10 protein-coding genes are annotated in these 12,062 nt (G+C 68.0%); 4 read left to right on the forward strand and 6 right to left on the reverse strand.

From position 1 onward, the window contains the following. Positions 1-50: 50 nt before the first annotated feature. Together ipdF and ipdE1 are read right to left on the reverse strand one after the other, a co-directional pair. A complete protein-coding gene (gene ipdF / locus FHU31_RS24310; RefSeq protein ID WP_167163303.1) occupies positions 51-842 on the reverse strand; it encodes a (5R,7aS)-5-hydroxy-7a-methyl-1-oxo-2,3,5,6,7,7a-hexahydro-1H-indene-carboxyl-CoA reductase in 792 nt (263 codons plus the stop codon). Next, on the reverse strand, positions 839-1,987 hold the full coding sequence (gene ipdE1, locus FHU31_RS24315; protein WP_167163304.1) for an acyl-CoA dehydrogenase IpdE1: 1,149 nt from the start codon (positions 1,985-1,987) through the stop codon (positions 839-841). The genes ipdF and ipdE1 overlap by 4 nt, the downstream gene beginning before the upstream one ends. Before the next feature lie 47 nt (positions 1,988-2,034). On the opposite strand from ipdE1, the gene fadD3 reads away from it, so the two are divergent. The 4 genes from fadD3 to ipdE2 are packed head-to-tail and all read left to right on the forward strand — an operon-like array spanning position 2,035 to position 6,623. Then, on the forward strand, positions 2,035-3,564 hold the full coding sequence (gene fadD3, locus FHU31_RS24320) for a 3-((3aS,4S,7aS)-7a-methyl-1,5-dioxo-octahydro-1H-inden-4-yl)propanoate--CoA ligase FadD3 (protein WP_167163305.1): 1,530 nt from the start codon (positions 2,035-2,037) through the stop codon (positions 3,562-3,564). Further along, positions 3,564-4,709 carry an acyl-CoA dehydrogenase family protein gene (locus FHU31_RS24325; RefSeq protein ID WP_167163306.1) on the forward strand — a complete coding sequence of 382 codons (1,146 nt, stop codon included), beginning with the start codon at positions 3,564-3,566 and terminating at the stop codon, positions 4,707-4,709. Before fadD3 ends, FHU31_RS24325 begins: the two co-directional genes overlap by 1 nt. Next, on the forward strand, positions 4,706-5,683 hold the full coding sequence (locus FHU31_RS24330; RefSeq protein WP_167163307.1) for an acyl-CoA dehydrogenase family protein: 978 nt from the start codon (positions 4,706-4,708) through the stop codon (positions 5,681-5,683). The genes FHU31_RS24325 and FHU31_RS24330 overlap by 4 nt, the downstream gene beginning before the upstream one ends. Before the next feature lie 4 nt (positions 5,684-5,687). Then, positions 5,688-6,623: an acyl-CoA dehydrogenase IpdE2 gene (gene ipdE2 / locus FHU31_RS24335; protein WP_167163308.1), complete on the forward strand. Its 936-nt coding sequence runs from the start codon at positions 5,688-5,690 to the stop codon at positions 6,621-6,623. Here the strand turns inward: ipdE2 and hutI are convergent. The 4 genes from hutI to hutU are packed head-to-tail and all read right to left on the reverse strand — an operon-like array spanning position 6,620 to position 12,055. Further along, positions 6,620-7,786 carry an imidazolonepropionase gene (hutI, locus tag FHU31_RS24340; protein WP_167163309.1) on the reverse strand — a complete coding sequence of 389 codons (1,167 nt, stop codon included), beginning with the start codon at positions 7,784-7,786 and terminating at the stop codon, positions 6,620-6,622. The two genes, ipdE2 and hutI, sit on opposite strands and share 4 nt — an antisense overlap. Beyond that, complete coding sequence (locus FHU31_RS24345) at positions 7,783-9,132, reverse strand: formimidoylglutamate deiminase (protein WP_263987955.1); 1,350 nt, start codon at positions 9,130-9,132, stop codon at positions 7,783-7,785. Before FHU31_RS24345 ends, hutI begins: the two co-directional genes overlap by 4 nt. After that, positions 9,129-10,385 (reverse strand): allantoate amidohydrolase, encoded by a 1,257-nt coding sequence (locus tag FHU31_RS24350; protein WP_263987954.1) that lies wholly within the window; start codon positions 10,383-10,385, stop codon positions 9,129-9,131. The genes FHU31_RS24345 and FHU31_RS24350 overlap by 4 nt, the downstream gene beginning before the upstream one ends. Then, positions 10,382-12,055, reverse strand: coding sequence for a urocanate hydratase (gene hutU, locus FHU31_RS24355; RefSeq protein ID WP_167163311.1), 1,674 nt, complete (start codon positions 12,053-12,055; stop codon positions 10,382-10,384). The genes FHU31_RS24350 and hutU overlap by 4 nt, the downstream gene beginning before the upstream one ends. Between the last annotated feature and the right edge of the window lie 7 nt (positions 12,056-12,062).

Genomic DNA, 12,062 nt, shown 5'->3' on the forward strand with positions numbered 1-12,062 from the left:
TAACCCACAAATTCACAGAAATCTGCGGAATCGCTATCGGGTGGAGAAAGCTACGCGCGCTGGCTCGACACCGAGATGATCTCGCCGGTCAGGTAGCTGGAGTAGTCGCTGGCCAGGAAGGCGATGGTGGTGGCGATCTCCCACGGTTCGGCTGCCCGGCCGAAGGCCTCGTCGCCGGCGAGACGGTCGAGCAACTCCGCCGACGATGTCTTCTCCAGGAACTTGTGCCGGGCGATACTCGGGGACACCGCGTTGATACGCACCCCGTATTCGACGGCTTCGATTGCACTGCAACGGGTCAGCGCCATCACGCCGGCCTTGGCGGCGGCATAGTGCGACTGCGAGTGCTGGGCACGCCAGCCGAGCACACTGGCGTTGTTCACGATGACCCCGCCATGCTCGACCTCGCGGAAGTACCGCAGCGCGGCCCGGGTGGCCCGCATCACCGAGGTCAGCGTGACATTGAGGACGCGGTCCCATTCGTCGTCGGTCATCTCGATGACCGGGGTCTGCCCGCCGAGGCCGGCATTGTTCACCAGCACGTCGATCCGCCCGGCCTTCTCCACGGCACCGGCGATCAAGGCGTCGACGGCCTCGGTGGAGGTGACGTCACAGACCACGGCATCCACCTTGCCCAGCCCGAGAGACGCCAGTTCCTCGCGGGTTTCGTTCAGGCGGCGCTCGTGGAAATCGGAGATGACGACGTCGGCGCCTTCCAGCAAGGCCCGGCGCGCGGTCGTCGAGCCGATGCCGGTGCCGGCGGCGGCCGTCACCAGGACCACCTTGCCCTTCAGAAGTCCGTGTCCGTCAATCTCTTTGGGTACTGCTGAGAGGTCGGTCATCCTTTGGCTTCCCTGGGTAGGCCGAGCACCCGCTCGGCGATGATGTTGCGCTGGATCTCGTTGGAGCCGCCGTAGATGGTGTCCGAGCGCGAGAACAGGTACAGCCGTTGCCATTCGTCGAACTCACCGTCGTCAAGGGTCAGTCCGGCGGTGCCCCGCACGTCCATGGCGATCTCGCCGAGTTCGCGATGCCAGTTGGCCCACAACAACTTCGACACATTATCCTGGCCGGGCTGCTCAACATCCATGGTGGCCAGCGCATAAGACCGCATGGCCTTCAGGCCGGTCCAGGACCGGGTCAGACGCTCCCGGATCAGCGGGTCGTCAGCCGCGCCGGTGCGTTTGGCCAGCTCGACGAGATTGGAATGCTCACGGGCGTAGCGAATCTGCTGCCCCAGGGTCGACACGCCACGCTCGAAGGTCAGCGTGCCCATGGCCACTCGCCACCCGTCGCCGGGCTGCCCCACGACCAGCGAGGCGTCGGTGCGGGCGTCGTCGAAGAACACCTCGTTGAACTCGGAGTCGCCGGTGAGCTGGATGATCGGACGGATCTCGACGCCGGGCTGCTGCAGCGGCACCAGCAGGTAGGACAGTCCGGCGTGCCGCTTGGAGCCCTTCTCGCTGCGGGCCACTACGAAGCACCACTGGGCCCAGTGCGCCAGCGACGTCCACACCTTCTGGCCATTAATGATCCACTCGTCGCCCACAAGTTCAGCCGAGGTCGACACGTTGGCCAGGTCACTGCCCGCGCCGGGCTCGGAGTAACCCTGACTCCACAGTTCGGTCACGTCGAGGATCTTGGGCAGGAACCGTGCCTGCTGTTCGGGGGTGCCGAACGCGATGAGGGTGGGCCCGAGCAGTTCCTCACCGAAGTGATTCACCTTGTCGGGGGCATCGGCCTTGGCGTACTCCTCGTAGAACGCGACCCGGTGCGCGACGGTCAGACCGCGGCCGCCGTGTTCCTCGGGCCAGCCCAGGCAGGTCAGTCCTGCCGCGGCCAGATGCTGATTCCACGCCCGGCGTTCCTCGAATGCCTCGTGCTCGCGACCGGGGCCACCGAGGCCCTTCAGCGCCGCGTATTCGCCGACGAGATTATCGGCGAGCCATTGCCGGACCTCGGCCCGGAAGTCCTCGACCTCTATCACCCTTGTAGGCTAACCTACCAAGCACTTGCTTTGTTAGAGGAGCGTCAATGACGAGCGTGAAGCGGACCGTTCCAGCGGTGCTGGACCGGATTGCCGTACAGCTGTCCGAGCATGACGCCCTGGTCACGCCGGATAAACGCCTCACCTACGGGCAGCTGCGCACCGAGGTCCGCCAGGCCGCCGCGGCGATCGTCGACCTGGGTGTGGCCCCAGGCGACCCGGTGGCGATCTGGTCCCCCAACACGTGGCACTGGGTGGTCGCCGCGCTGGCCACCCATTACGCCGGCGCCGTCGTCGTGCCGTTGAACACGAGATACACCGCCAGCGAGGCCACCGACATCCTGGCCCGCACCGAGGCTCCGCTGCTGATCGCGGCCGGCAGATTCCTCGGCGCGGACCGCACCGAACAGCTCGACAGGGACGCGCTGCCGGCGCTGCGCCACATCGTGCGGGTGCCCATCGAGGAACAGGACGGAACCTGGGACGAGTTCGTGGCCCGCGGCGAGGAGAACGAAGCTCTGGCCGAGGTCGACGCACGGGCCGCCGCGGTGCAGCCCGACGACGTGTCCGACATCCTTTTCACCTCCGGCACCACCGGCCGCAGCAAGGGTGTGCGGTGTGCACACCGGCAGTCGTTGGACGCGTCGGCCGCCTGGGCCGCGTGCGGTGAGGTCACCAGCGCCGACCGCTATCTGTGCATCAACCCGTTCTTCCACAACTTCGGGTTCAAGGCCGGCATCCTCGCCTGCCTGCAAACCGGCGCCACCCTCATTCCACAGCTGACCTTCGATCCGGAACTGGCGATGAAAACCGTTGCCGATCAGAAGATCACCGTGCTGCCCGGACCGCCGACGATCTACCAGATGCTGCTGGACCACCCGAACCGCGACCAGTACGACCTGAGCTCACTGCGCTTCGCGGTGACCGGCGCGGCGGTGGTGCCGGTGGTGCTCATCGAACGGATGCAGTCGGAGCTCGATATCGACATCGTGCTCACCGCCTACGGTCTCACAGAGGCCAGCGGATTCGGCACCATGTGCCGGGCCGACGACGACGCCGTCACCGTGGCCACCACGTGCGGTCGGCCGATCGCGGATTTCGAACTGCGCATCGACGACTCCGGCGAGGTGCTGCTGCGTGGCCCGAATGTGATGTTGGGCTACCTCGACGATCCGGAGGCCACCGCAGCCGCCATCGATTCCGACGGCTGGTTGCACACCGGCGATATCGGCACCGTGGACGACGCGGGCAATCTGACCATCACCGACCGGCTCAAGGACATGTACATCTGCGGCGGGTTCAACGTGTACCCCGCCGAGATCGAGCAGGTGCTCGCCCGGCTGAACGGCATCGCCGATTCCGCGGTGATCGGGGTTCCCGACGACCGGCTCGGCGAAGTCGGCAAGGCATTCGTGGTGGTCAAGCCCGGAACCCAGCTCGACGAGGCGACGGTGATCGCCCATGCGCGTGAGCATCTGGCGAATTTCAAGGTGCCCCGTTCGGTGGTGTTCCTCGATGTTCTGCCGCGTAACCCAGGAGGCAAAGTGGTCAAACCACAGCTGCGAGAGATGATCTAATGGATCTGAAGTTCGACGACGACAGCGAAGAGTTCCGCGCGGAGGTCCGCGAGTTTCTCGCTGCGAACCGGGATTCCTTCCCCACCAAGTCCTACGACACGCTCGAGGGTTTCGAGCAGCACCGGCGCTGGGACAAGATCCTGTTCGACGCCGGCCTGTCGGTGATCGCCTGGCCGAAGAAGTACGGTGGCCGCGACGCCACGCTGCTGCAGTGGGTGGTGTTCGAGGAGGAGTACTTCCGCGCCGGCGCGCCCGGCCGGGCCAGCGCCAACGGCACCTCCATGCTGGCCCCCACCCTGTTCGCGCACGGCACGCCGGAACAGCTGGACCGTGTCCTGCCGAAAATGGCCAGCGGCGAGGAGATCTGGGCCCAGGCCTGGTCGGAGCCCGAGTCCGGCAGCGACCTTGCCTCCCTGCGGTCCACCGCCACCAAGGTCGACGGCGGCTGGAAGCTCAACGGGCAGAAGATCTGGAGCTCGCGGGCGCCGTTCGGCGAGCGCGGCTTCGGCCTGTTCCGGTCCGACCCGGAAGCACAACGACACAAGGGCCTGACGTACTTCATGTTCGATCTGAAGGCCGAGGGCATCACCGTACGACCGATCGCCCAGCTCGGCGGTGACACCGGCTTCGGCGAGATCTTCCTCGACGACGTGTTCGTGCCCGACGAGGACGTCATCGGCGGTGTGCACGACGGCTGGCGCGCGGCCATGAGCACGTCGAGCAATGAGCGCGGGATGTCGCTGCGCAGCCCGGCGCGCTTCCTCGCGCCCGCGGAACGACTTGTCGCGCAGTGGAAGTCCAACCCCGACCCGGTGTTCACCGACCGGGTGGCCGACGCCTGGATCAAGGCCCAGGCCTACCGGCTACACACCTTCGGCACCGTCACCCGGCTGGCCGGCGGCGGTGAGCTGGGTGCGGAGTCGTCGGTGACCAAGGTGTTCTGGTCCGAGCTGGACGTCGCACTGCACCAGACCGCCCTCGACATGCAGGGCGCAGACGCCGAGATCGTGGACCACTGGACCGAGGGGCTGCTCTTCGCCCTCGGCGGCCCGATCTATGCGGGCACCAATGAGATCCAGCGCAACATCATCGCCGAGCGATTGCTGGGCCTGCCGCGTGAGATTTCTGGGGGGAAGCCGAAGTGAACTTCGAGATCGACGATCAGCAGCGAGATTTCGCGTCCAGTATCGACGCCGCCCTGAGCGCTGCCGATGTGCCCGCCGCCGTGCGCGCCTGGGCCTCCGGTGACACCGCCGCGGGCCGCAAGGTGTGGGCCCAGCTGGCCGACCTCGGGGTCACGGCGCTGCTGGTGCCGGAGAAGTTCGACGGCATCGACGCGCACCCGGTGGATCTGGTGGTCGCCCTGGAACGCCTCGGCTACTGGGCGGTCCCCGGACCGGTCACCGAATCCATCGCCGTGGCGCCGATTCTGCTCGCCGGCGTGGAGGAGTGGGGCGAACGGTCCGCACAACTCGCATCGGGCGAGCTGATCGCCACCGTCGCACTGCCGCCGTCGGTGCCGCGCGCGGTGAATGCCGACGTGGCCGGGCTGACCCTGCTGGCCACCGACGGGCAGGTCGCCGAGGCCGGCATCGACATTCAGGGGGGCGCGGCCCACGAGTCCGTGGACCCGACCCGGACGCTGTTCGACGTCACCGCATCCGGCCCGTCGCAGGCCGCGGACACCGCCCGCGCGTATGAGTTCGGCGTGCTGGCCACCGCTGCCCAACTGGTCGGCGCGGGCCAGGCCATGCTCGACCAGTCCGTCGAGTACGCCAAGCAGCGCACCCAGTTCGGCCGGATCATCGGCTCCTATCAGGCACTCAAACACAAGCTGGCCGACGTGCACATCGCCGTCGAGCTCGCCCGCCCGCTGGTGTACGGCGCGGCGCTGGCCCTGGCCGAGGGTTCGCCGGAGACCGCACGCGATATCAGCGCAGCCAAGGTGGCCGCGGCCGACGCCGCGCTGCTGGCCGCACGATCCTCACTACAGACCCACGGCGCCATCGGCTTCACCCAGGAACACGACCTGTCGCTGCTGCTGCTGCGGGTGCAGGCGCTGCGCTCGGCCTGGGGCGATCCCACCCTGCACCGACGCCGACTGCTGGAGGCTTTGTAAGACCATGAGTGAAGAACGCGAACTGCTGCGCGACACCGTCGCCGCACTGGTCGAGAAGCACGCCGGACCCGAAGCCGTACGCACGGCGATGGCCTCCGAACAGGGCTATGACGCGTCGCTGTGGAAGCTGCTGTGCGAGCAGGTCGGCGCGGCCGCACTGGTGGTTCCCGAAGAACTCGGCGGCGCCGGCGGCGAACTCGCCGACGCCGCAGTGGTGCTGGAGGAGCTGGCCCGCAATCTGGTGCCCACGCCGCTGCTCGGTACCACGCTCGCCGAGCTGGCCTTGCTCGCCGTCGATGAGCACCAACCCTTGGAGGGACTGGCTGAGGGCACCTCGATCGGCGCGGTGGTATTCGATCCCGAGATCGTGGTCAACGGCGATATCGCGGACGTGGTCATCGCGGCGGACGGCGAGCACCTGACCCGCTGGGACACTTTCACCGCGCAGGCCAAACCCACCATGGACCTGACCCGTCGGCTGTCGGCCGTCACCGCCGGTGAGACGACCGTCCTCGGCGCCGATCCCGGCTTGGCCGATATCGCCGCCCTGCTGGTGGCGGCCGAGCAGATCGGTGCGGCGGCAAGGGCTCTCGACCTCACCGTCGCCTACACGAAGGACCGGGTGCAGTTCGGCCGCCCGATTGGTAGCTTCCAGGCGCTCAAGCACCGGATGTCCGACCTGTACGTGAAGGTGTCCGCCGCCCGGGCCGTCGTCGACGATGCGATCGCCGAGCCGTCGCCCGCGTCCGCGGCGCTGGCTCGGGTGCTGGCCAGTGAGGCGTTGTCCGCGGTGACCGCCGAGGCCGTCCAGATGCACGGCGGTATCGCGATCACCTGGGAGCACGACATCCAGCTGTACTTCAAGCGGGCGCACGGCAGCGCGCAGCTGCTGGGTCCCCCGCGCGACCATCTGCGCCGGCTCGAAGCAGAGGTGTTCTAGACCCGCTGTCCGCCGCGCACCACAGTGCGGATCAGCGGTACGCCCGGCCGGTAGGCCAGGTGGATGTACGACGGCGCGTCGAGGCAGACAAAGTCGGCGCGCTTCCCCGGCGCCAGCACTCCGATATCGTCGCGTCGCAGCGCTGCCGCGCCACCGGCGGTGGCCGCCCAGAGCGCCTCTGCGGGAGTGAAGTTCATATCCCGGACCCCTACGGCGATACAGAACGGCATGCTCGTGGTGAACGAGCTGCCGGGGTTGCAGTCGGTGGCGATGGCCACCGTCACGCCGGCCTCGATCATCCGGCGCGCGTCCGGCCACGGCGCCCGCGTGCTGAATTCCGCGCCGGGTAGCAGCGTGGCGACCGTATCGCCGGCGGCCATCGCCTCGATATCGGCGTCGGTGGCGAAGGTGCAGTGGTCCACCGAAGCGGCACCCATCTGTACCGCCATCTGGATCCCGCCGCTGGGACCGAGTTGACCGGCGTGCACCCGCAGCTGCAGACCGGCCGCCCTGCCCGCCGTCAGGATGGCGCGCGACTCGTCGACGTCGAAAGCCCCGCGGTCACAGAACACATCGATCCAGCGGGCGTACGGTGCGCAGGCCTCCAGCATCGGACCCGTCACCAGCTCGACATAGGCGTCGCGGTTGTCGCGGTACTCCGCGGGGACCACATGGGCACCGAGAAAGGTGGTCTCGCTGGTGAATTCGCGCGCGACGACCAGTGAGCGGCTCTCGTCGGCGACGTTGAGGCCGTACCCACTCTTGGATTCGAAGGTCGTGACACCGGCCGCCAGGAGCTCACCGGCCAGGCGGCCTACTCCCGCCGTCAGCGTCGCGGTGTCGGCCTGACGCGTCGCCGCCACCGTTGTCGCGATTCCGCCCGCCGCATACGGCAGACCAGCCATCCTGGCGGCGAATTCCGCCGACCGCTCACCGGCGAACACCAGGTGCGCATGGCTGTCGACGAAACCGGGGATGACACCGACCCCGCCGCAGTCGACGCGCTGCGCCGCCGCGGGGGCATCGACCTGGCGGCCGACCCAGGCGATGACCTCACCCTCGACGAGGATGGCGCCGTCGCTGATGACACCCAGCGCAGTTCCGTCGCCCTGCGCGGGGTCGTTGGTGACCAGTTCGGCGATACCGTCATACAGGGTGCTCATAGGCACACCAGCAGGTCGTCGATCGCCGAACCCAATTCGGCGGCGGCGTCGATACGCAGATGCCTGCGCTCGGCCACCACGACCCGGCCGTCGATCACGACATCGGTGACATCGCCTGCCGTTGCCGCGAACACGATGTTCTCCGGCGTCGCGCCGCCACCTGCCGTGCGCACCGAGTTCAGATCCACGGCAACGAAATCCGCACGCGCGCCGACCTGGATCGCACCCGCATCGGTCCAGCCCAGTGTGTGTTGCCCACCGACGGTTGCGGCCTGCAGCAACCTGGAAGCATCGATGATGCCGCGCTGCCTACGGGCCAGTCGCTCATCCAGTTCGACCGCCCGGGCCTCCTCGAACAGGTCGATCACGGCGTGGCTGTCCGATCCGAGGCTGAACAGTCCGCGGGTGCCGAGCAGTGCGGGCGCCGGACCGATCCCGTCGCCCAGATCCCGTTCGGTGGTGGGACAGAAGCACACCCCGGTGGCCGTGGCATCGAGATCGGCGAGGTCATCGTCGGTGAGATGGGTGGCGTGTACCGCGGTGGTGCGTGGCCCGAGCACGCCGGCATCCTTCAGCACGGCGGTCGGGGTACGCCCGTGCACGGACAGGCACTGCTCGACCTCGGCCTGCTGCTCGGACGAGTGCACGTGCAGCGGAGCATGATTCGCGTCTGCCCAGTCGACCACTGCGGGCATGTCTTCGACCGGAACACCCCGCACCGAGTGCAGCGCCGCACCGATCAGCAGACCGCTCCGGCCGTGCGCCTGGGCACGCAGGGCTTCCACCCGTTCGGCCCACCCTTCTCCACTGCCGTCGCCGAAGCGCAGCTGCGGGCCGTCCTGCAGTGGTGCGCCGTCGGGAGCCGAACTGAGATAGCAGGTGTCGAGCAGGGTCAGCCGCAGGCCGGCATCGGCTGCACCGTCGATCAGGGCGTGTCCCATCGCGTTCGGATCCCCGTAGCGCCGGCCGCCGGTGTCGTGATGCAGGTAGTGGAACTCCCCGACCGAGGTGATCCCGGCGAGCGTCATCTCGGCGTAGACCGCCCGCGACAACGCCCGGTACCGGTCCGGGTCCAGCCGGTCGGCGGCCCGGTACATCAGGTCACGCCAGGTCCAGAACGATCCGCGGTCCCGCTGGGTGCCGGCCCGCAGCGCGCGGTGAAACGCGTGGGAGTGCGCGTTTCCCATACCAGGGATCACCAAGCCGTACAGCCGATTCGGCACACGGAGCGCCGGCGTTCCCGGTTGTACCGAACTGATCCGGCCGTTGTCGACGGTGATCACCACACCCGTGTCCACGGTGTCCCCGCCGAGCCAGGCGTGCTCACACCACCAGGTCTCGGTCACGACGAGATCCAGTCGGCCATCACATCGGCGAGCGCCTCCGCACCCTCGTTGCAATCGTCCATCTCCGCGTGTTCGGCCGGCGAGTGCGAGACACCGGTCGGATTGCGTACGAACAACATTGCCGTGGGGACCTGAGCCGACAGGATGCCGGCGTCATGGCCGGCCGCGGTGGGCAGCACCGGGATTTCTCCGAGTCGCCCCAGGGCCTTCGTCAGGCGTGCCCGCGGACCTTCCGGGAATTCGACGATGGGCGTGATCGATTCGGCAACCACCTGCAGGCCCACCGAGTCGAGGGTGGCGTGCCCGTGGGCTTCGGCGGAGATCGCCTCGACCAGGGCCGTCAAGGTCGCCTCATCGGCGGCCCTGGCGTCCAGCCAGGCGCGGATCTGCGACGGGATGGCATTGGCCCCATTGGGGGATACCAGCACCTTGCCGAAGGTCGCCACCGCCTGGTGGGCCTGCGCCTGCGCGCGAGCGGTGTGCACCGACGAGGCGAACGCCAGCATCGGATCTCGGCGATCGACCAGCCGGGTGGCGCCGGCATGGTTGGCCTCACCGTCGAACGTGAACTCCCACCGGCCGTGCGGCCAGATCGAGGACGCCACCGCGACCGGGGCGTCGATGAGGTCCAGCGCCCGGCCCTGCTCGACGTGCAGTTCGACGAACACGCCGACCCGTTCGGCCAGGTGCCGGTCAGGCCCGAGCTGGTTCGGGTCACGCGCTGCCCGAACGAGGGCCTCCGCCAGGGTGATTCCGTCGATATCGCGCAGCCCACGAGCCCGGTCCGCGGTCAGTGCCCCGGTGGACAGTTGCGATCCGACACACGCCACCCCGAACCTGGCACCCTCCTCATCGGAGAATGCGGCCACTCCGACCGGGATGGCTGGCACCACACCGCGCTCCCGCACGATATCGATCGCGGCGAAAGCCGATACGACACCCAGCGGCCCGTCGAACGCACCGCCGTCGGGCACCGAGTCCAGATGCGAGCCCGTCACGAACGCGTCCCGCGGGTCTCCCGACCATCCCGGCGGCATCCACCATGCCCACAGGTTGCCGTTGCGGTCCACCTCGACGTCCAAGCCGCGGCGTTCCGCCTCACCCACGAACCATTCCCGCAACGTGAAATCCGCGTCGCTCCAGGCGAACCGGCGATAGCCGCCATTCGCCGGGTTACGGCCGATGTCGAGGATCGCCGGCCACAGCGTATCGAAGGTGCTCGTCTGTCGGTTCGCTCCGCGAGCGTCGCTCACGCGTCCTCCCACATCGGAATACGGACCCCGCGGTCCCGAGCCACCTCGGCCGCGTGCTCATAGCCGGCGTCGACGTGCCGGATGACGCCCATCCCGGGATCGTTGGTGAGCACCCTGGCCAGCTTCTGGGCGGCCAGGTCGGTACCGTCGGCGACACACACCTGCCCGGCATGGATGGATCGGCCCATGCCCACCCCGCCGCCGTGGTGGATCGACACCCAGGACGCTCCGGATGCGGTGCTCACCAGCGCGTTGAGAAGCGGCCAGTCGGCGATCGCGTCGGAACCGTCGAGCATGGCTTCGGTTTCGCGGTAGGGCGAGGCGACCGAGCCGGAGTCCAGATGATCGCGCCCGATGACCAGCGGCGCGGACAGTTCACCGGAGGCGACCATCTCGTTGAACTTGCACCCGGCCCGGTGCCGCTCGCCATAGCCCAGCCAGCAGATGCGCGCAGGCAGTCCCTCGAAGGCCACCCGCTCGCCGGCCATGGTGATCCAGCGGCGCAGATGGTCGTTCTCGGGGAACAGTTCCAATATGGCTCGATCGGTCGCGGCGATATCGGCGGGGTCACCCGACAACGCGGCCCAGCGGAATGGACCGAGCCCCTCTTCGAACTGCGGCCGGATATAGGCCGGCACGAAACCGGGGAAGTCGAACGCGCGCCCGTAACCCGCCTTTCGGGCTTCGTCACGGATCGAGTTCCCGTAATCGAAGACCTCCGCGCCGCGGTCCATGAAACCGACCATGGCCTCGACATGCTTGGCCATCGAGAGTTCGGCCTGCTCGGTGAAGTAGGCGGGATCCTTGTCCGCCATCTTCTTCATATCCTCGATGTCGATACCGATGGGAAGGTAGGACAGCGGATCGTGGGCCGAGGTCTGATCGGTGACGATGTCGATCGGGGCTTCGCGTCGCAGCAGTTCGGGGAACACCTCGGCGGCATTGCCGACAAGACCGATCGACAGCGCCCGCTTGGCATCTCGCGACTCGACGGCCAGCTTCAGCGCCTCGTCGATATCGGCCGCCTTGGTATCGAGGTAGCGATGGGCGATACGCCGGTCGATCCGGGTCTCGTCACAGTCCACGCAGATGGCCACCCCGTCGTTCATGGTGACCGCGAGTGGCTGGGCGCCACCCATGCCGCCCACCCCGGCGGTCAGGGTGATGGTGCCGGCCAGCGTGCCGCCGAACCGCTTGCGCGCGACGGCGCCGAAGGTTTCGAACGTGCCCTGCAGGATGCCCTGAGTACCGATGTAGATCCACGAGCCGGCCGTCATCTGGCCGTACATCATCAGGCCTTCGGCTTCCAGCTTGCGGAACTGCTCCCAGTTGGCCCAGTCGCCGACCAGATTCGAATTCGCCAGCAGCACACGGGGCGACCACACATTGGTCCGGAACACGCCGACCGGCTTTCCGGACTGGATGAGCATGGTCTCGTCGTCTTCGAGCGAGCGCAGGGTACGCACGATCGCGTCGAAGGCCTCCCAGCTGCGGGCCGCGCGTCCGGTGCCGCCGTAGACGACGAGATCGTCGGGATGTTCGGCCACCTCGGGGTCGAGGTTGTTCATCAGCATGCGCAGGGCGGCTTCCTGTTGCCAGCCCTTGCAGGAGATCTCGGTCCCGCGAGCGGCACGGACGGGCCGCGGACCCGCGGTCACAGAATCGGTCATGAGAGTG

This window comes from Mycolicibacterium fluoranthenivorans, from assembly GCF_011758805.1.
Lineage (GTDB): Bacteria > Actinomycetota > Actinomycetes > Mycobacteriales > Mycobacteriaceae > Mycobacterium > Mycobacterium fluoranthenivorans.